Consider the following 18669-nt stretch of genomic DNA (forward strand, 5'->3'; position numbering starts at 1 on the left):
TATCAGCCTATTGTCCGTATTTCTCCCATAAATCTTCTTGCAAATCAACGGGAATGACGCCTTCGCCGCATTCGATGCGGGTGTAACTGCCGTCGCCGTGCATTTCCCAAGCTTTTTGGTTGTCTTCCAGCGCCATAATCAAACCTTCGCGCAGCACGCGGATTTTGGCTTCTTCATTTTCAATCGGTGTGCAGGTTTCGATGCGGCGGAAGAAGTTGCGTCCCATCCAGTCGGCACTGGAAATATAGAGGTTTTCTTCGCCGTCGTTATAGAAATAATATACGCGGGCGTGTTCGAGCTGGCGGCCGATAATCGAGCGTACGCGAATGTTTTCAGACAGGCCTTCTACCTGCGGGCGCAGTGCGCACATGCCGCGCACGATTAAATCGATTTCCACGCCGGCAGCGCTGGCTTCGTAAAGTGCTTCGATGATGGTGGGCTCAATCAATGAATTGAGTTTGGCGCGGATCAGTGCTTTTTTACCGGCTTTGGCATGTTCGATTTCGCGGCGGATGCCGGCTATCAGCATCGGATAAAGGGTAAACGGGCTTTGATACACTTTTTGCAAGCGTTTGGGTTGCCCCAAGCCTGTGATTTCCATAAATAAAGTGTTTACATCAGCCGTAATCGCTTCATCGGCGGTGAGCAGGCCGAAGTCGGTATAGATACGGGAAGTGCTTTGGTGGTAGTTACCGGTACCCAAGTGGGTGTATCGCTTCAGGCGGCCGTTTTCGCGACGTACCACCAGCGCCATTTTGGCGTGCACTTTGTAACCGAATATGCCGTAAACCACATGCGCGCCGGCGTTTTCCAGTTGCTGCGCCCAGTTGACGTTGTTGGCTTCGTCGAAACGCGCCATCAGCTCTACCACCACGGTAACTTGTTTGCCGGCAAGGGCGGCGGCCATCAGTGATGCGGCCAGTTCTGAATTGGAACCGGTGCGGTAAATCGTCATTTTAATCGCGACCACATCGGGATCGTGTGCGGCTTCGCGGATAAAGTCGACTACCGGCTGGAACGATTGATAAGGATGGTGCAGCAGGATGTCTTGTTCCCTGATGGCGTCCAATACCGACAGGCTTTTGCGTAACTGCTTGGGAATGCTGGCGGTTTTGGGCGGAAATTTCAAATCGGCACGCTCGACCATATCCGGAACCGTCATCAGCCGAACCAGATTGACGGGGCCGTCTACCTGATAAAGGGCGGAAGGGTCGAGTTTAAAGTGGCTCAATAAATAGGCGGTGATGTGCATAGGGCAGTTTTCGGAAACTTCCAGCCGTACGCCGTCGCCATAATCACGGTCGCGCAATTCGCTCTGAATGGCAGTACGCAGGTTTTTCAAATCGCTTTCATCGACACTCAAATCGCTGTCACGGGTAACGCGGAACTGGTAATAACCTTTAATCTGCATACCGGGGAACAGCTTATAGGCATATTCGTGCACGATGGAAGATAAAAAGACAAAACAATCTTGTCCGTCGCACAACTCCTGCGGAAGTTTGATGATGCGCGGCAGGATGCGCGGCGCTTGTACGATAGCCATGCCAGAGGCGCGACCGAAGGCGTCTGTGCCTTCCAACTCGATGGCGAAATTCAGGGATTTGTTCAACGGGCGGGGAAAGGGGTGCGAAGGATCCAGGCCGATGGGGGTGAGAATGGGCAGCAGTTCGTCGTCGAAATATCGCTCAAGCCAAGTACGTTGTTCGGGCGTCCAAGTGCGGCGGCGGCAGAAATGAATGCCTTCGGCGGCCAGCGCCGGTAACAGTTCCTGATTGAAGAGAGCGTATTGCTCCTTAATAATGGCGTGAGCCTCGGCACTGGCGGCCAGTATGGTCTCAGCGGGCGTCATACCGCTGTCGAGAATCAACTGCGGGCGCAGATTATGCTCGCGTTTCAGATAGGCCATACGCACTTCAAAAAATTCGTCGAGATTGGAAGAGACGATGCAGAGGAAACGCAAACGCTCCAATAGCGGTACCCTTTTGTCTTCCGCTTGTGCCAATACGCGGCGGTTAAAGGCTAAAAGACTTAATTCGCGGCAAAGAAGACGGTTGGACTGCGGCATGACGATTCCTCTAAATTAAATATTAAATAAATTAAAGTTTTTTCGATAATATTCTAGGCCTGTCGATAACACGCCTAAGCAAATAATCTTTAAGTATACCGTGTTTTTCGGCCTGTTTAAGATGACGAACCAATATGCTTGCATAATTTTTCGTTGGGTTATTTTCAGACAGGCATTTGCATTAAATCAAAGACAGAAGTAATAGGTGAAGGTTTGGGGCAGGAAGATTTGTAGTATCCTGTAATCACGCAAAAAAATGCTTGCTATCGCCGAATTTAAAGGATATATTTTTGAGACCGTAATGAATTGTAAACAAAAGGCAGCTTTATGGCTGGCTGTGTAAGCAAACTCTAATAAACAATCGGAAGGAATAGTAAAATGGAAAAACCATTATTCAAATTAACCGCCTTGGCGGCGCTTACTTTAGGCTTGGCCGCTTGCGGTGGTGAGAAGAAACAGGATGCGGCGGCAGGCAGCTCGGGAGGTTCCGGCGGCAGCGCTACTTTCGTTTATTGCTCGGAAGGCAGCCCAAGCGGCTTCGACCCCGGCCAATATACCGACGGCACAACCTTCGATGCGGCGGCGCATACGATTTATAACGGCTTGGTTCAATTCAAAATCGGCAGTACCGACATCGAACCGGGTTTGGCAGAAAAATGGGATGTTTCCGAAGACGGCAAAACCTATACTTTCCATTTGCGCAAAGGCGTGAAATTCCAAACTACCGATTCCTTCAAGCCTACCCGTGATTTTAATGCCGATGACGTGGTATTCACCTTCCAGCGGATGCTGAACAAAGATTTCGCCTATAACAAAGCTTATCCCTCCGAATTCCCCTATGCTTCCGATATGGGTTTGACCGAAGATGTGGCTTCCGTCGAAAAAGTGGACGACCATACCGTTAAATTCACCTTGAAGAAAGTGAATGCGCCGTTCGTACAAAACCTCGGCATGCCGTTTGCTTATATTTTGTCCGCCGAATATGCCGGCCAGTTGGAAAAAGCAGGCAAACAGGCGGATATCAATACCAAACCGGTCGGTACCGGTCCGTTTATGCTGAAGTCTTATCAGAAAGACCAACAAATCCGTTACGTGAAAAACCCCGATTATTGGAATAAAGATCAGGTGAAAATCGATAATCTGATTTTCGCCATCACCAAAGATTCCGGCGTGCGCGCGCAGAAAGTGGAAGCCGGCGAGTGCAATTTGTCGCGTTACAACAAAGTGGCCGAAGTGGAAGCGGCTAAAAAATCAAGCAAAGTTGCCGTTGAATCGGCACAAGGTTACAACACCGGCTATCTGGCCTTTAACGTGAAAAAAGGCAAACTCGGCGATGCCAAAGTACGCGAGGCTTTGGATTTGGCGGTGGACAAAGATGCGATTTTGAAAGCGGTTTATGCAGGCGCCGGTGTGCGTGCGGCCGGTTTGCTGCCGCCCAGCCAGTGGGGCGTGGATGCCGCGTTGAAGCCGTCGGCTTATGATCCTGAAAAAGCCAAAGCGCTGCTGAAAGAAGCGGGCGCCGAAAACCAAACGCTTGAATTGTGGTATATGCCGGTACAACGTCCTTACAACCCCAACGCCAAGCTGATGGCCGAGATGATTCAGGCCGATTGGGCAAAAGTGGGCGTGAACGCCAAGTTGGTTACTTATGAATGGGGCGAATATTTGACCCGCGCCAAAAAAGGCGAGGCCGAAACCATGCTGATCGGCTGGACCGGCGATAACGGCGATCCGGATAACTGGTTCGGCAATCTGTTCAGCTGCCAGGCAGTCGGCGGCAGCAACTACGGCCAGTTCTGTAATGAAGCGTTCAATAAAGCCGTGGTTAGCGGGCGTGAAACGAACGACAAAGAGCAACGTACCGCTTATTACATGACCGCCCAAAAAGTGATGGCCGAGCAAAAACCGGCGATGATGATCGCCCACTCGGTTACCGACGCTCTGTTGAGCAAAAACGTAAAAGGCTATGTATTGGAGCCTTTGGGTTCGACGCGCTTCGAAGGCGTGAGCGTGGAATAAACCTCGGACGACACCGTTTGGCTGCTATGCGCAGGCAGACGGTGTTTTCTTTTCAGACAGGCATCCTGAACGAAATGCCTGTCTGAAAAGAAAACGCAAACCCAATCATCATCTTAAGAGTTACGCCGATGTTTCTTTATATTCTGCGACGAATTTTATTAATGGTGCCGATTTATATCGGTTTGACGATTTCTACTTTTACCCTGATACGGCTGGTGCCGGGCGATGTGGTTACTGTAATGATGGGCGAGCGTTCGGTTGATCCGGCCGTACGCGAAGCCATGATGCAGCGCTTGGGTTTGGACAAACCGATTATCGTGCAGTATTGGGATTATCTGATGAAGGTGCTCGGCGGTGATTTCGGCCAAACTTTCCGCACCCGCACGCCGGTATTGGAAGACTTTTTCCATCATTTCGTTCCCACGCTGGAGTTGGCCTTATGCGCTATGCTTATCGCCACGGTTGTCGGCGTGAGCTTAGGCATCATTGCCGCATTAAAGCGGGGTACTTGGCTCGACTACATTCTGATGAGCGGCGCGCTGGCCGGCTATTCGATGCCGATTTATCTGTTAGGCCCGATTCTTACCGGTATCTTTGCCCATTATCTCGGTTTGTTGCCGGTATCGGGGGTAATCAATGTGATTAAGTATATTGATGTGGAACCGGTTTACGGATCATGGCTGTTGGGCGCCGCTTTGTCGGGCGTTCCGGGGGCTTTGTGGGATGTGGTTAAACACTTTATTTTGCCCTCTATCGCGTTGTCCACCATTCCGTTGGCCATGATCGCCCGCATGACGCGCTCGGCTATGCTCGAAGTGTTGGGCGAAGATTATGTGCGTACCGCCAAAGCCAAAGGCCTCTCGCCTGCGCGGATTATTCTGGTGCATGTGTTGCGCAACACCATGATTACCGTGGTGACTGTGGTAGGCCTGCAAATGGCCACGCTGATGGCCGGTGCGATTCTCACCGAAACCATCTTCAGCTGGCCGGGTGTCGGTACTTGGCTGCTCGACGGTTTCTTCAGCCGCGATTACCCGATTGTGCAAAACGGTATTTTGCTGGTGGCGACCGCGCTGATGTTTATCAGCCTGTTGGTCGATATTACTTACGGTTTGATTAACCCGCGCATCCGCCACGCTTGATACCTGTATTCCAAAGGATTTTTTATGTCTGCACAAACCAATCATTCCGTTGCCGCCGCCGTGACGCCGCCCTCCGAATGGCAGCAATTTGTTAGCGCATTCCTCAAAAACCGCGGAGCGACCGTCGGCCTGCTGGTGTTGGCGTTAATGGTATTGGCTTCCATTTTTGCTCCGCTGATCGCGCCTTATGATCCGAATATCCTGCATGCCGGCAAAGAACAGTTGCCGCCCATTTTGTTTGGCGGCACATCCGAATTTATTTTCGGTACCGACGATGCGGGGCGCGATACTTTGTCGCGTATTTTGTACGGCAGCCGTTATTCCTTGCTGATCGGCCTGGCGGCTACCCTGATTGCGATGTTGGTAGGGGTTACCTTGGGCATGATTGCCGCTTTTTGGCCGCGAACGATTGGTAAAATCATCATGTTGGGCAACGATATTTTGATGTCCTACCCCGGCCTGCTGCTGGCAATCATCATCGCCGCGATTCTCGGCCCCTCGATGACCAACACCGTGCTGGCGATTTCGCTGGTGTGTATGCCGCCGTTTATCCGCATCACCCGCGCCACCGCGCTGGTGGAATTGCAAAAAGACTACGTTACCGCCGCCCGTGTGATGGGCGCCGGCCTGCCGCGCCTGATGCTGATTACCGTGCTGCCCAACTGCATGGGGCCGCTGATTGTGCAGGCCACCATGATTTTTTCCACCGCCATTCTCGAAGCGGGCGCCATCGGCTTTTTGGGCTTGGGCGTGCAGCCGCCTTCCGCCGAATGGGGCGCGATGCTGGGCAATGCGCGGCAATATATCCAAAGCAACGTGTGGATGGCCGTGTTCCCCGGTTTGGCGATTTTTATCGCCGCCTTGTCGATTAACCTTACGGGCGACGGCCTGCGCGACGCGCTCGACCCGAAACTGAAGCAGGTGTCGTGATGGAAGCGAAACAACCTTTATTAACCATCGAAAACCTGCAAGTGGTTTTCGGGCAGGGCACGCGCGCTTTTCGCGCGGTCGATTCAGTGAGCCTCGAAGTATCGTCGGGCGAAGTGCTGGCGGTGGTGGGCGAATCCGGCTCGGGCAAATCGGTGTCGATGATGGCGCTGATGGGTTTGTTGCCCAATACCGCCGCCATCCGGGCCGATAAAATGCTGTTCGACGGCAAAGACATGCTGAAACTTTCTGCCAAAGAAAAGCGCAAGATCATCGGCAAAGATATTTCAATGATTTTCCAAGACGCGATGACCAGCCTCAACCCGAGCTTCACCATCGAAATGCAGATTACCGAAGTGCTCAAGGCGCATTTGGGGCTGAAAGGCGCGGCGGCCAAGGCGCGGGCGGTCGAGCTGCTCGAGTTGGTAGAAATTCCCGATGCCAAAGGCCGTCTGAAAGCCTATCCGCACCAATTGTCGGGCGGTATGAGCCAGCGCGTGATGATTGCGATGGCGCTGGCCTGCGAGCCGAAACTGTTGATTGCCGACGAGCCGACCACCGCGCTTGACGTAACCGTACAGGCGCAAATCATGGATCTGCTCCACCGCCTGCAACAAGAGCGCAAGATGGCGATGATTCTGATTACCCACGATTTGGGCTTGGTGGCGCAACACGCCGAGCATGTAGCGGTGATGTATGCCGGCCAAGTGGTCGAGCAAAGCAGCGTGCCGCATATATTCGACACACCCGCCCATCCTTACACCGAAGCCTTATTGCAATCCATTCCCGAGTTTTCACACGGAAAAGGCCGTCTGAAATCGCTGCCCGGCGTGGTGCCCAGCCAATACGACCGCCCGGCCGGCTGCCTGCTCTCGCCACGCTGCCCTTATGCCCGCGAAGCCTGCCAAACCCCGCCGCCCGTGTTAAACAGCCGCTACGGTAAAGTACGCTGCATCAGCAGCAGCCTAACCGAACTGCAAGCCAAGGGAGCCGCCTGATGAGTGAAGTAAAAACCGTTGAAGCAAAAACCGTTTTGGAAGCCCACGATTTAGCCCGCCACTATCCGGTCGGCGGCGGCTTGGGCAAAGAGAAAAAAGTGGTGAAAGCCCTAAACGGCGTATCGTTCGAGCTTCAGGCAGGCAAAACGCTGGCGGTGGTGGGCGAATCCGGCTGCGGCAAATCCACGCTGGCTCGCCAGCTCACCCTGATTGAAACGCCCACTTCCGGCAGCCTGGCCATCAACGGCACCGAAACCGCCAAATTGGGTTCAGGCCGTCTGAAAGCAATGCGCACCGAAATCCAAATGGTGTTTCAAAACCCGTATGCCAGCCTGAATCCGCGCCAAACCATCGCCTTCCAACTGATGGAACCGCTTGCCATCCACACCAAACTGAGCAAAAAAGAGCGTTACGAGCGGGCGGTGGAAATGATGAAAACCGTCGGCCTGCGACCCGAGCATTCCTCGCGCTATCCGCATATGTTTTCAGGCGGCCAGCGCCAGCGCATCGCCCTTGCCCGCGCCATGATGCTCAACCCCAAAATCGTGGTGGCCGACGAGCCGACTTCCGCGCTCGACGTTTCCATTCAGGCGCAGGTGCTCAACCTGTTTATGGATTTGCAGGAGCAATACGGCACGGCTTATGTGTTTATCTCGCATAATTTATCGGTGGTCGAGCATGTGGCCGACGACATCATGGTGATGTATCTCGGCCGCGTGGTGGAACACGGCAACAGCGAAACCGTATTCGCCAAGCCGTTGCACCCCTATACCCAGGCGCTGCTTTCCGCCGCACCGAGCTTGAAAGAGCAGAAAGTGCAGCTCAAACTCGCCGGCGAACTGCCCAGCCCGCTCAATCCGCCTAGCGGCTGCGCCCTACACCAGCGCTGCCCGCACGCCCAAGCTCGCTGCGCGCAGGAAGTGCCCGAACTGCGCGAATGGCAGGGGCGCAAAGTGGCCTGTTTGCGGCTGGAAGAGATCGCTGTGTAAAACTGTTGTAATAAATCGATAAAAGGTAAAAATCACCGATAAATGGCTTGATAATTTTTTGAAATTGTTTCATACTAAACTAAACGCCAAGCAGAAAACGGCGTATATATAAAAGGGGTGGAGAACCGGAAACATCACGGTATTCTCCCAATTACAACAAGGCAAAGACCTTGTACAAACACTTATGGGACTAAATAAAATGATCGAAAAATTCATGCCAATCTTCGCCGTTATCGGCGTTATCTCTTTCTCTGCTTATCTCGCTTTATTCGTTTATGTAGGCTGCAAGAAGTTCGGTATCGAACGTTTCCTGCCGAAACACAACGGTGCTCCTGAAGCGCAATAAGCCGTACCTTATACTTACTTAAATAGATAGAGGCAGCCGCTCCGAATCACCGTATTCCGAGCGGTTTTTGTTTGTCAAAATGCCTGTCTGAAAACTTTTTCAGACAGGCATTGTTGATAGAAGCGGAGCCTATTTCAATTTATCTCTTAGTTTTTTCAACTCCCTCCAAGCATCGGCCTTGAGCTGTGGCTGGCGCAGTAATTGGGCGGGATGGGGAACATAAAATACCGGTAAGTGTCCGGCCAAGCTTTCAACCAGCGGCTTGCGCCCGTCGGCGGCAAAGAAGCGACCAAGCAGGAGCAGCGCTTGCGGCCGGCTTAAGGCGCATTCGGCTTGCATACGCGGCAGGGCGCGTTCAATGATTTCCGCCGGCGGCTCGGCTTCGTAAGTCGGCATCTCCAGCCAACTGGTTTTGTGGACATCCGCGGCGGCCAGCCCGATGGCGGCCAGCATGTTGTCGAGCAGTTGGCCGGTAGCGCCGCTAAACAGTTTGCCGGCAACTTTGTCTTGCGGAGAAGGGCAAATGCTTACGACCATCAGTTTGGCCGGGGCAATGCGCCCGGCAAGCGTTTCGAGGTAATAGGCGATATCGTGTGCCGGAGGGAGCGGCTCATTAGTGGTTTTTGCGGCCGGTTGGTTTTCCTGGCTTTTGTCTTCGGCCGCACCAATGTGGCTGCCGACTGCGGCCAAGGCGGCGGCGCGGGCGTTGTTGACAGGAGCGGCTGCGGTACGCACGGCTGCGGGTGTGTTTTGTGCAGCAGGGGTGGCTTGTTCACGGTGTTCGGCTGTTGCTTGCGGCGCATGCGGCGGTTCGGCAGCAGGTATCGGGGCTGATACGGTATCAACGGTGCGGGCGGCAGGCGGAGTGGCGAGCACTTTGGCATCGCGCTTCAACCACATCGGGCCGAGGCCGAGGGCTTCGTGCAGATAAAGATAGCGGCTGCTTAACATAATTTCTCCATGATAACAGCGTCTTCACGCCCGTTTTCGCTACGGTAATAAGCGGGACGCCGCCCGCTTTCGTGAAAGCCGTAGCGGCGGTAGAGCGTTTGTGCCGCTTGATTGCCGGCACGAACTTCCAGCATCAGCCGTTGTACGCCGCTTTCTTGGCTTTGTTGCAGCCAGAGCGACATAAGGGAAGCGGCAATGCCTTGGCGGCGGGCGGCGGGAGCGGTGGCAATCAGGTGCAGCTCGCTTTCTTCAAACAGTTGTTGCCAGATAATGAATCCGCAAATTCCGGATATAGCTTCGGCCAGATAAACGGCCGTATGTTTTTCCGCCAGTGCCGAGGCAAACTGTTCTGCCGACCAAGGCGAGGGGTTGCAAACCGAATCGATAGCGGCCAGCGCAGGGCAATCGGCGGCAGAAGCGGGGCGGATGTGAACGGGCGGCATAGCGGGTTTTCTCACAAGGCGGAATTTTGTTTGCGTTCGGCTTGCTCGCGGGCGGTAAGCGCGATTTTGTCGCGAACGTATAACAGAGCAGCCTCATCGGCTCGGATAGCCGGATAACGGCCACTTTGCGCCAGAACCAGGTAATCGGCGGCGGTAGGCATATCGGTTCGGCCGGCAAACGGCGGCGGCTCGGCCAGAGCAAAGGCATTGCCTATGCCTTGCGACTGCTTGGCTGCTGCGGGCGGTTCGATGGCAGCTGCTGCGCCGACTTGGGCATCGCTGAGCCGCCGGTGGTTAACGGTGTCGAACCAAGCATAAAACACCTCGCCCATGCGTGCATCGGTAGCGGCCAGCACGCAATCGGCCTGTATTTGGAAGGCGACAGCATCGAGGCAGGGGATGCCGATCAGCGGGGTATCGAACGGCGCGGCCAAACCTTGTGCGACGCCGATGCCGATGCGCAGGCCGGTAAAGGCACCGGGGCCTTGGGCGTAAACAATGGCGGCCAAATCGGCGGCACCGATGCCTGCCTCGGCAAACAGCTCTTGAATCTGCGGCAAAATCCATTCGGATTGGCGGTTACCCGCTTCCAGATGGCGGCTGAATATTTGATTGCCTGCCGACAGTGCCAGCGAAAGATGGCTGGTACTGGTGTCGATCGCAAGCAAGGGGCGGGTGAAATCGATTTGCATGGTGTATTTTTTCAGACAGGCATCAGGCTTGTGTGGTTCGGTAAATTGTTCGGTAAATAATGATGCGGCGCATAAACGGTTTTTCAGACAGGCATTACTCAGTAGCCGGTACTTTGGGCGGGCGGAAACTCGGTTTGAGGCGCACATAAATCACCCGCTTGGCAATGGCGACGGTTTCGCCGCTTTTATCGAAAATACGTACTTCAAATTCGGGGAAAAACTTTTCGCCCTCTTTGGTGCGTTCCTGGATTTCCGCCAGTTGTTCGCTGCTGATATGGCACTCGATATACACTTCGCCGCGGCCGGGCTTGATGAAATCAATGTGCGAGGATTTGTCCCACACATAATATTTCTTACTCATCAAGCCGTTGAGCATCAGCGAATAGGCCGCATCGGTCATCGCAAACAGGCTGCCACCGAATTGGGCGCCGTGCAAATTGCGGGTGAGCGGCCAGTTGCGCAAGCGCGCTTTCATATAGCGGTAGTCTTCCGACATTTCCATAATTTGGATGCCGCTAAACAGCAGCGGCGGCCATAAATTCATCACGCGGCGCAAGCCGTTGGCGGTACGGCAGAATCTTCTTAACATGGTGGCGGCTTATTCGGTTGGTGTGTTGTCGGCTTCGAAAAATAGCGTTTGCACGGTAAGCGGGTTGCCTTCGTTATCACTCAATTCGGCGCGGGCGACTGCGTGTTTGATGACAGCCAAACACAGGCTGCCGTTTTCCGCCGGCACACTGTTGATGATGATGCCGGCCTCTTCGCCGTTATGGCGCAGCGAGACGCCGGCAGCTTCGAGACTTTGGGCGGCCAGCACGGCCAGCCCTCTTTTCACTTGGCCGCGATATTGCGCACGGGCGATGATTTCCTGGCCGGGATAACAACCCTTTTTGAAATGTACACCGCCGATGGTGTGCTGGTTGAGCATTTGGGCAACGGCGGTTTCGCGGGTGGCTTCGGCAATCCAAGAGTAGCCGCTCTCGATTTCGTGGCGCTGCCAAGTATATTCGGCGGCGGCATCGTAAACGGGCAACAAGCTTTTTTCGCCAACCAGCAACACGCCGCCGTGCGGCAGTTCGACACGGCAGATATGGTCGTGTTGTGCAGCGGCGAAACTCAGCTTCGGCTCGGTCGGCGGTTGCGGCGGCAGATTATCGGCCAGTTCGCCGGCGGCGCCGAAATCGGGCAGGGGTTCGAACACTGCTTTGGCGCGCAACACAAACATCCGCAGCCGTTTGACGGTACTTTCCAATAAATCGTTTGCCATAACCAGCAGCAAATCTTCGCCACGGTTGATGACGAGCATATTGGCGATAACGCGGCCTTTGGGCGTGTTGTAAGTAGCATAACAGGCTTGGCCGGCCGCCAGCGCTTCGATGTGGTTAGAAAGCTGGTTGTGCAAAAATACAGTACGGTCGTCGCCGCTGACGCGTACGACGCCGAAGAAAGGAAGCAGACTGGATTTCATGTGGGTATCCGTGTGTGATTTATCGTATTCGGTTTTTAGAATGGGTGGCAGGCACGGATTTTCAATGCCTGTCTGAAAACAATTACAAACCCATTGCCTGACGGACCAAACGGTTTTTCAAGCCGTTCAGGTTATTAACCAGATTCAGGCCGCTGTTGCGCAGCCAAGGCAGGCCGGGCAGGTGTTCTTCGCCGAACAGTTTGAACAGGCCGTCGCAGCCCAATTGCATGGTGCGTACCGGTTCGAGACGGCTGCGGTGGTAGCGTTGCAGGATTTGGTATGCACCGATGTCGGCGGCTTTGCGGCTGATGTCGGCAAATGCTTCTACATCGCCAAAACCGAGGTTCACGCCTTGGCCGGCCAGCGGGTGGATGGTGTGGGCGGCATCGCCCATCAACAAGATGCGTTGGCCGACCGTGGTTTCGGGGCGGCGCAATATCAGATTAAAGGCAAATGCGGGCGATAAGGGCGAGAGTTTGCCCAGTACACCTTCTCCTTGGGCGGTAACGGCGGCGGCCAGCTCGTCGGGCGGCAATTCGGTCAGTTTGGCAGGCTCGGCGGTGCTCCAGACGATGGAAATCTTGCGGTCGGGCAATGGCAGGTAGGCCAGTACTTCGCCGTTTTTAAACCATTGGTAGGCCACGCCCTGATGGTCGCGCTCGCAATGAAAATTGGCGACTACTCCGTGGTGGCCGTAAGCGTCTTCGCGCACGGCAATGCCGGTTTGGCTGCGCAACCAGGAGTTTGCGCCGTCGGCACCGATAATCAGCCGGCTACGCAGGCTGCTGCCGTCGGCCAAGGTGAGGGTAGCCGTTTCGATATCGCTCTCGATGCCGGCTGCGGCTTGGTTGATAACGGGAATGTCCAATGCGCGGATCTGCCGCCATAAAGCAGCCAAAAGCCAGCGGTTTTCGGCGATGCTGGTGAGGCGCTCGGCACGGATGTCGGCGGCGCTAAATTCAATGCGGCCGCCCTGGTCGCCGCGCACGTCCATGCGCGTAACCGCCTGAATACGGCTTTCATCCGGCCAAGCGTTCAGCGATTGCAATAATTGTCGGTTGGCCGGGCTGATGGCGTAAATCCGTGCATCCCAGCCTTGCAAAAGGCGTGTTTCGTCGGTTTCGGGCGGACGGATTTCCAACAGCGCAACTTTGCGTTGCTGCTGTTTGAGGGCAACGGCTGCGGCGGCTCCGACCAGCCCGCCGCCGATAATCAGGGTGTCGTAAATCATAAAAGTGTGCCAGCGGATATTTGTTGCAGATTATAGCCGATAAATGCGGAGGTGTCGGGCGCGAGTTGCTTGGAAAATGCACGCGGTTTGATTATCCGAGACCTTTGCAAAACCCCCATCTGTGGCGCATTTCTGCGTTGTGTGCTGCTCGCTCGCTTGCCTATCTGCTTGATATGTCTGCGCTCGCTGCGCTGCTACGCCTTGAGCTGCATCCACATCTGAGGGTTTTGCAAAGGTCTCTATCCGCCCGTCAGCTTGGTTAAAAAAATCAGGCTGCCGATTGTGCTATCGCCAGCCTGAGGACATTAAGATACATCGGGCGTATTTTAACGGATAACGCCGCAGGCCATGCGGGCACCGCCGCCGCCGAGGGTGGTGGGTTGATCGCTGTAATTGTCGCCGCCGGCGTGTATCATCAAGGCATGGCCGCGTAAGGTGTTGATATTCTTGAGGCGCGGAGCGACCACCGGTTGTACATCACCGTTCTCAGCCACCGCAAGAGCGGGCAAATCGCCTAAATGGCCGCTGTCATCCCAAGGGCCTTTGTGGGCTTTGGTTTTTTTGGGATCCCAATGGCCGCCCGCCGCCATTCCGGCCGCCCGCTTGCCTTCTTGGTTTTCCGCAGCGGCACAACTTGGGTTTTCATGGATGTGGAAGCCATAAATACCTGCTTTGAGGCCTTGCAGTTTGGGGGTGAACACCGCACCGTGTTTGCTCTGGCTGATTCGGATTTCGCCTATCGGGGTATCACCTTGTTCCAAATCCAGCCGCGACACAGGTACCACGATTTCGGTTTGCGCCCAAGCGCTGAGGGAAAAGCAGCAAAGTAACGAAGCGATTAATTTTTTCATGTGAAGTTTCTCCTGTTTGTTGTGGTATAGCGGATTTAATTACTTCGATACAAGACAGCAAGCCGCAGACAGTACAAGTAGTACGACAAGGCGCAGCAACGCCGTAGCGAAAGTTAAGTTAATCCGCTATATAAGCGGCCGCTTGTTTGTTTGATATCATCACAGGATTAAAGTTCAACATGTTGAATAAAATGGAAGAAATAATAAATAAAATGCCTGTCTGAAAAACTTTTCAGACAGGCATTGTGAATATAAACGGAATCAATCAATACCGATATCGAGGCATACGATTTCCCCGCAATAGCCGGCGCCTTTGGGATCGAGGTGTGCCGGTTTGTAGGCGGCGAAGGTGTAGGTGATATCGGCGGGAATGCTGCCGGCAAAACCGGTACCGAAAATGCCGTCGATAATGATGTCGTAAATGTTTTCAGACAGGCATTGTGCACTGCAAAACCGGATAGCGGGCAAACCTTGTAATAATTGATAATTGAGTTCGGCCAATTCGGAAAGCCGGTCGCCCAACAAGAAAATAATATCGATTTGCCAGCCCTCGACTTGTAATAAACGGGCAATCACCAAGCCGTCGCTGGCGTTATTGCCTTTGCCGCATAAAATGAGCGCACGGCCGCTTTGGGGGTAACGGTTAAGAATGTCTTTTGCAGCGGCGCTGCCGGCGTTTTCCATCAGTTGGCGGTAGCTGGTGCCTTTTTCGACCGCCAATCGTTCGTGTTCGCGCATTTGTTCTGAGGTATAGACTTTCACGGTGAGCTCCCGAGGATGGTGTTAATCATCCAGCGCACTGCGCTCGATTTCCACGCCGACTTCGCGGACATTGGGCAGAATGCCGGGTTTGACCACACGCACCCGCACCCATAAGGCGCCGAAGTCTTGTATCAGCAATTCGGCGACATATTCGGCCAGCGTTTCGAGCAGCAGAAAGGTTTGGTTCGACAGGCTTTGGCGCACGGCTTCGCACACTTCGCCGTAGTGGATGGTATCGTCTATCGAATCGGAGACGGCGCTGCGCGCGGCGGTGCCGATATCGAGATCCAGAATCAGGGTTTGTTGCTGTTCCCGTTCCCAATCGTATACGCCGATTAAGGTATCGGCTTTCAAACCGTGTAAAAAAATCTTATCCATTTTTTTTTCAAGCCGTTTCAGTTAGAATCAGACATCGTTTTCAGATTAAAGCAAAATAATTTTATGCTGGCAAATTTACTGGTGATTTTAGCGGCCTATTTATTGGGTTCGCTTTCGTTTGCGGTCATCGTTTCCAAGTTTTACGGTATGGACGATCCGCGTACTTACGGCTCCGGCAATCCGGGCGCAACCAATGTGTTGCGCAGCGGTAAGAAAAAAGCGGCGGCGCTCACGCTATTGGGTGATGCGCTTAAAGGTTTGGTTGCCGTTTGGCTGGCGCTTGCTTTGCAGGATACGCTGGATTTGAGTGACGGCACCATTGCTGCGGTAGCGGTAGCTGTGCTCATCGGCCATATGTGGCCGGTATTTTTCGGCTTTAAAGGCGGCAAGGGCGTGGCGACCGCATTGGGTGTGCTGCTGGGTTTGTCGTGGCCGGTGGCGCTGGTGTGCGCGGCGGTGTGGTTGGTGATGGCCTTCGGTTTTAAAGTTTCTTCGTTGGCCGCTTTGGTGGCAACGCTAATCAGCCCGCTTGCCGCTTGGTTTTTTGATTTGCCAGGATCTTGGATTTTGGCGATCGTTATTATTGCGGCGCTGGTTTTGTACCGTCATCGCAGTAATATCGAGAATTTATTGCAGGGCAAGGAAGGCAAAATCGGCAGTTGATTTTGATGAGCTTGGTTGGAATGATAAATGCCTGTCTGAAAAGTTTTTCAGACAGGCATTTATCGTATTGGTTAATTATTGTGTTAATCAGTTTTGTAAAGATTCCAACAGCTGTTTTTTCCAGCGCACCGCTTGTTGCAATACTTGCTCCGGCGCGGTGCCGCCCAAGTGGTTGCGGGCATTCAGGCTGCCTTCGGGTGTCAGCACCAGATAAACGTCTTCGTCTACCAAGTCGCTGAAGCCTTGTAATACGGCCAGCGGCAGATCGCTTAAATCCACACCTTGGTCATCCGCATGGCGCACGGCTTTTGCGACCACTTCATGACTGTCGCGAAACGGCATCCCTTTTTTCACCAGATAATCAGCTAAGTCGGTGGCGGTGGCAAAGCCCTGCATTACGGCGGCACGCATGTTTTCCGGTTTTACGCTCACGCCGCGCATCATATCGGCATAAATGCGCAAAGTATCGATTAGGGTGTCAACGGTATCGAACAGCGGCTCTTTATCTTCCTGATTATCTTTGTTATAAGCCAAAGGCTGGGATTTCATCAGCATAATCAAGCCGGTAAGGTGGCCGATAACCCTGCCGGACTTGCCGCGTACCAATTCGGGCACATCGGGATTTTTCTTCTGCGGCATGATGGACGAGCCGGTGCAGAAGCGGTCGGCAATATCGATAAAACCGAAACGCGGGCTCATCCACAAAATCAATTCTTCGCTCAGCCGGCTCAGGTGTACCATCAGTAAAGAGGCGGCAGCTGTAAATTCAATGGCAAAATCACGGTCGGATACGGCATCGAGCGAGTTTTGGCAGATTTGTTCGAAGCCCAGCAATTCGGCGGTTACTTCGCGGCGGATGGGGTAGGTAGTACCGGCCAGTGCGGCAGCGCCCAAAGGCATGCGGTTAACCCGTTTACGGCAGTCGGCCATGCGTTCGTCGTCACGCCCTAACATTTCGACATAAGCGAGCATATGGTGGCCGAAGCTCACCGGCTGGGCGACCTGAAGATGGGTAAAGCCCGGCATTACCACATCGGCGTTGGCTTCGGCCAATTCTACCAGCGCCAGTTGCAGCGACTGGATCAGCAAGCGGATTTGGCTGATTTCATCGCGCAGCCACAAGCGGATATCGGTAGCGACTTGGTCGTTGCGGCTGCGGCCGGTGTGCAGGCGTTTTCCGGCGTCGCCGATTTTATCGGTCAGCCGTTTTTCTATGTTCATGTGGACGTCTTCCAAATCGAGCGACCACTCTATACGGCCGTTTTCGATGTCGGAAAGAATTTCGGCCATGCCTTGTTGTATGGCGGCAACATCGGCAGCGCTCAATACGCCCGCTTGTTCCAGCATCTCGGCATGTGCCAGCGAGCCTTGGATATCCCACTTTGCAAGCCGTTTGTCGAAATCAATGGAGCCGGTATATTTTTTTACTAATTCTGACACAGGTTCGTTAAAACGACCCGACCAAGTTTTGCTATCATTCATATTAAAAATAATCTTTCTCGCATATAATATTAACTAACGTCACCAAATAATTTTTTAACGCAGGTTGTTTTACTCATGCCCATTATACGTCAAATCATGTCTAAATTTGCTGTACCCGATATGCGCAATTTGGGAACCCAAGTGCGCCTTATTGTTATCAGCATTTTCTATGGTTTGTTCCTGCCGCTGATTAGCGATTCGGATGTCAGCTATTGGACCCAAGTTTACCGCACCGCCAGCTGGGGCGCGCCGACCTTGTTGCTCATTATGTTAACCGGTTATGTGTTCAGCCAATATGCAACCAAACTGGATAAGGTTTACGGCGTTATAACGGCGCAACTGGTGATTCTGGTATTGTTTGTATTGGTGGATTATGGCCTTTTGGGTGAACGCTTGAATTTCTGGACGCATTTCTGGCAAATCAATATGTTGTCGCTCGGCCTGATGCATATGGAGTCGAGCCGCCAACAGGCGCTTGAGCCGGCATTGGTGGAAGCGCGCTTAACGGCGCTTACAGCCCGTATCCGTCCGCATTTTTTGTTTAATAGCCTTAACGCAGCCATCAGCTTGATCCGCTTGCGCCCTTACGATGCCGAAACCTTGTTGGAAAACTTGGCAAACTTGTTCCGCGCACAACTAAAGGACGGCAGCCAGAGCAGTACCTTGGGGCAGGAAATCGAATGGGCGCAGGAATACATGGCGATTGAGCAGGTGCGAATGGGGCCGACTCGCGTGCAGGTGATGTGGCATCACAATGCGCCTGACGATGCGGAAACACCGCATTTATTGTTACAACCCTTATTGGAAAACGCGGTATTCCACGGCATCGAATCGACTCACCGCCCCGGCTGTATTGTGGTAGAAACCTCGATGAAGCATAACTGGCTATATATCATGATTGAGAATCCGTTTGTGCCGCCGGATAGTGATGAAAACGTGAAGCCGCACAAAGGCAATTCCATGGCCTTGCGCAACTTGAAAGAGCGCTTGATGCTGATGTACGACAATGATGCAGTGGCCAAGACCGAGCAAACCGATTCTGTTTTCCGTGTCCGTATCCGCCTGCCATACCGTAAAAAAGAATCGGCGCTGGATAATTTGTTTGGGCGGTAAGCTAAAGGCAATAGCCTGAGACCTTTGAAAAAAACCAAAAACTCCTCTAAATTTCCCTAAAGAATTCAGAGGAGTTTTTTATGAGCAGCTTTTCCCACCAACAAGCCCAAATAATGATGAGCAAACATATCGACAGCTACCCGTTGCTC

Annotated in this window: 19 protein-coding genes; 8 read left to right on the plus strand and 11 right to left on the minus strand. The window is 53.5% G+C overall.

What is annotated here, in order from left to right; all coding sequences use genetic code 11:
* Positions 1–7 precede the first annotated feature (7 nt).
* Positions 8–2065 carry a polyphosphate kinase 1 gene (gene ppk1, locus Q4C79_RS02370; protein WP_303089430.1) on the minus strand — a complete coding sequence of 686 codons (2058 nt, stop codon included), beginning with the start codon at positions 2063–2065 and terminating at the stop codon, positions 8–10.
* 378 nt (positions 2066–2443) lie between these two features.
* On the opposite strand from ppk1, the gene Q4C79_RS02375 reads away from it, so the two are divergent.
* From Q4C79_RS02375 to Q4C79_RS02400, 6 genes are all read left to right on the plus strand, one after another.
* Positions 2444–4084, plus strand: coding sequence for an ABC transporter substrate-binding protein (locus Q4C79_RS02375; protein ID WP_303089431.1), 1641 nt, complete (start codon positions 2444–2446; stop codon positions 4082–4084).
* 128 nt (positions 4085–4212) lie between these two features.
* On the plus strand, positions 4213–5226 hold the full coding sequence (locus tag Q4C79_RS02380) for an ABC transporter permease (protein ID WP_303089432.1): 1014 nt from the start codon (positions 4213–4215) through the stop codon (positions 5224–5226).
* A 24-nt stretch (positions 5227–5250) separates the two neighbouring features.
* Entirely contained in the window at positions 5251–6156 is a 906-nt protein-coding gene (locus Q4C79_RS02385) for an ABC transporter permease (protein WP_303089433.1), read from the plus strand.
* Entirely contained in the window at positions 6156–7151 is a 996-nt protein-coding gene (locus tag Q4C79_RS02390; protein ID WP_303089434.1) for an ABC transporter ATP-binding protein, read from the plus strand. Before Q4C79_RS02385 ends, Q4C79_RS02390 begins: the two co-directional genes overlap by 1 nt.
* Positions 7151–8140, plus strand: coding sequence for a peptide ABC transporter ATP-binding protein (locus Q4C79_RS02395; protein WP_303089435.1), 990 nt, complete (start codon positions 7151–7153; stop codon positions 8138–8140). Before Q4C79_RS02390 ends, Q4C79_RS02395 begins: the two co-directional genes overlap by 1 nt.
* A gap of 214 nt (positions 8141–8354) precedes the next feature.
* Positions 8355–8486, plus strand: coding sequence for a hypothetical protein (locus tag Q4C79_RS02400; protein ID WP_303089436.1), 132 nt, complete (start codon positions 8355–8357; stop codon positions 8484–8486).
* 129 nt (positions 8487–8615) lie between these two features.
* Here the strand turns inward: Q4C79_RS02400 and Q4C79_RS02405 are convergent, their stop codons facing one another.
* The 9 genes from Q4C79_RS02405 to folB all read right to left on the minus strand — a co-directional run bounded on the left by Q4C79_RS02405 (position 8616) and on the right by folB (position 15262).
* Positions 8616–9437: a uracil-DNA glycosylase family protein gene (locus tag Q4C79_RS02405; protein ID WP_303089437.1), complete on the minus strand. Its 822-nt coding sequence runs from the start codon at positions 9435–9437 to the stop codon at positions 8616–8618.
* Positions 9431–9880: a ribosomal protein S18-alanine N-acetyltransferase gene (gene rimI, locus Q4C79_RS02410; protein ID WP_303089438.1), complete on the minus strand. Its 450-nt coding sequence runs from the start codon at positions 9878–9880 to the stop codon at positions 9431–9433. Before rimI ends, Q4C79_RS02405 begins: the two co-directional genes overlap by 7 nt.
* A gap of 11 nt (positions 9881–9891) precedes the next feature.
* Positions 9892–10572, minus strand: a complete 681-nt coding sequence (gene tsaB, locus Q4C79_RS02415; protein ID WP_303089449.1) for a tRNA (adenosine(37)-N6)-threonylcarbamoyltransferase complex dimerization subunit type 1 TsaB — start codon at positions 10570–10572, stop codon at positions 9892–9894.
* Between the two features lie 94 nt (positions 10573–10666).
* Positions 10667–11161, minus strand: a complete 495-nt coding sequence (locus Q4C79_RS02420) for a DUF4442 domain-containing protein (protein ID WP_303089439.1) — start codon at positions 11159–11161, stop codon at positions 10667–10669.
* A gap of 9 nt (positions 11162–11170) precedes the next feature.
* Positions 11171–12040: a folate-binding protein YgfZ gene (locus Q4C79_RS02425; protein ID WP_303089440.1), complete on the minus strand. Its 870-nt coding sequence runs from the start codon at positions 12038–12040 to the stop codon at positions 11171–11173.
* An 82-nt stretch (positions 12041–12122) separates the two neighbouring features.
* Complete coding sequence (locus tag Q4C79_RS02430) at positions 12123–13271, minus strand: FAD-dependent monooxygenase (RefSeq protein WP_303089441.1); 1149 nt, start codon at positions 13269–13271, stop codon at positions 12123–12125.
* A 326-nt stretch (positions 13272–13597) separates the two neighbouring features.
* The gene (locus Q4C79_RS02435; RefSeq protein ID WP_303089442.1) at positions 13598–14122 is read right to left on the minus strand and encodes a superoxide dismutase family protein; all 525 of its coding nucleotides are present in this window, start codon (positions 14120–14122) and stop codon (positions 13598–13600) included.
* A gap of 261 nt (positions 14123–14383) precedes the next feature.
* Positions 14384–14884 carry an NAD(P)H-hydrate epimerase gene (locus Q4C79_RS02440; RefSeq protein WP_303089443.1) on the minus strand — a complete coding sequence of 167 codons (501 nt, stop codon included), beginning with the start codon at positions 14882–14884 and terminating at the stop codon, positions 14384–14386.
* Positions 14885–14905: 21 nt separating this feature from the next.
* On the minus strand, positions 14906–15262 hold the full coding sequence (gene folB / locus Q4C79_RS02445; RefSeq protein WP_303089444.1) for a dihydroneopterin aldolase: 357 nt from the start codon (positions 15260–15262) through the stop codon (positions 14906–14908).
* 63 nt (positions 15263–15325) lie between these two features.
* Here folB and plsY point away from each other — a divergent pair, with 63 nt between their 5' ends.
* Positions 15326–15925, plus strand: a complete 600-nt coding sequence (gene plsY / locus Q4C79_RS02450) for a glycerol-3-phosphate 1-O-acyltransferase PlsY (RefSeq protein ID WP_303089445.1) — start codon at positions 15326–15328, stop codon at positions 15923–15925.
* An 87-nt stretch (positions 15926–16012) separates the two neighbouring features.
* On the opposite strand, the gene argH is transcribed toward plsY, so the two are convergent.
* Positions 16013–17407 (minus strand): argininosuccinate lyase, encoded by a 1395-nt coding sequence (gene argH, locus Q4C79_RS02455; protein WP_303089446.1) that lies wholly within the window; start codon positions 17405–17407, stop codon positions 16013–16015.
* Between the two features lie 75 nt (positions 17408–17482).
* Between argH and Q4C79_RS02460 the strand changes: the two genes are divergently transcribed.
* Positions 17483–18520: a sensor histidine kinase gene (locus Q4C79_RS02460; RefSeq protein WP_303089447.1), complete on the plus strand. Its 1038-nt coding sequence runs from the start codon at positions 17483–17485 to the stop codon at positions 18518–18520.
* Positions 18521–18669: the final 149 nt, after the last annotated feature.

It is taken from the genome of Neisseria sp. (genome assembly GCF_030523955.1).
GTDB lineage: Bacteria > Pseudomonadota > Gammaproteobacteria > Burkholderiales > Neisseriaceae > Neisseria.

Excerpts from the sequence above, each read along its gene's own strand:
- Q4C79_RS02435 (WP_303089442.1), bottom strand. The coding sequence starts at position 14,122 with ATGAAAAAATTAATCGCTTCGTTACTTTGCTGCTTTTCCCTCAGCGCT.
- Q4C79_RS02460 (WP_303089447.1), top strand. The coding sequence starts at position 17,483 with ATGCCCATTATACGTCAAATCATGTCTAAATTTGCTGTACCCGATATG.
- Q4C79_RS02425 (WP_303089440.1), bottom strand. The coding sequence starts at position 12,040 with ATGAAATCCAGTCTGCTTCCTTTCTTCGGCGTCGTACGCGTCAGCGGC.
- rimI (WP_303089438.1), bottom strand. The coding sequence starts at position 9,880 with ATGCCGCCCGTTCACATCCGCCCCGCTTCTGCCGCCGATTGCCCTGCG.
- ppk1 (WP_303089430.1), bottom strand. The coding sequence starts at position 2,065 with ATGCCGCAGTCCAACCGTCTTCTTTGCCGCGAATTAAGTCTTTTAGCC.
- Q4C79_RS02380 (WP_303089432.1), top strand. The coding sequence starts at position 4,213 with ATGTTTCTTTATATTCTGCGACGAATTTTATTAATGGTGCCGATTTAT.
- Q4C79_RS02400 (WP_303089436.1), top strand. The coding sequence starts at position 8,355 with ATGCCAATCTTCGCCGTTATCGGCGTTATCTCTTTCTCTGCTTATCTC.
- Q4C79_RS02420 (WP_303089439.1), bottom strand. The coding sequence starts at position 11,161 with ATGTTAAGAAGATTCTGCCGTACCGCCAACGGCTTGCGCCGCGTGATG.
- folB (WP_303089444.1), bottom strand. The coding sequence starts at position 15,262 with ATGGATAAGATTTTTTTACACGGTTTGAAAGCCGATACCTTAATCGGC.
- plsY (WP_303089445.1), top strand. The coding sequence starts at position 15,326 with ATGCTGGCAAATTTACTGGTGATTTTAGCGGCCTATTTATTGGGTTCG.
- tsaB (WP_303089449.1), bottom strand. The coding sequence starts at position 10,572 with ATGCAAATCGATTTCACCCGCCCCTTGCTTGCGATCGACACCAGTACC.
- Q4C79_RS02375 (WP_303089431.1), top strand. The coding sequence starts at position 2,444 with ATGGAAAAACCATTATTCAAATTAACCGCCTTGGCGGCGCTTACTTTA.
- Q4C79_RS02430 (WP_303089441.1), bottom strand. The coding sequence starts at position 13,271 with ATGATTTACGACACCCTGATTATCGGCGGCGGGCTGGTCGGAGCCGCC.
- Q4C79_RS02385 (WP_303089433.1), top strand. The coding sequence starts at position 5,251 with ATGTCTGCACAAACCAATCATTCCGTTGCCGCCGCCGTGACGCCGCCC.
- Q4C79_RS02390 (WP_303089434.1), top strand. The coding sequence starts at position 6,156 with ATGGAAGCGAAACAACCTTTATTAACCATCGAAAACCTGCAAGTGGTT.
- argH (WP_303089446.1), bottom strand. The coding sequence starts at position 17,407 with ATGAATGATAGCAAAACTTGGTCGGGTCGTTTTAACGAACCTGTGTCA.
- Q4C79_RS02405 (WP_303089437.1), bottom strand. The coding sequence starts at position 9,437 with ATGTTAAGCAGCCGCTATCTTTATCTGCACGAAGCCCTCGGCCTCGGC.
- Q4C79_RS02395 (WP_303089435.1), top strand. The coding sequence starts at position 7,151 with ATGAGTGAAGTAAAAACCGTTGAAGCAAAAACCGTTTTGGAAGCCCAC.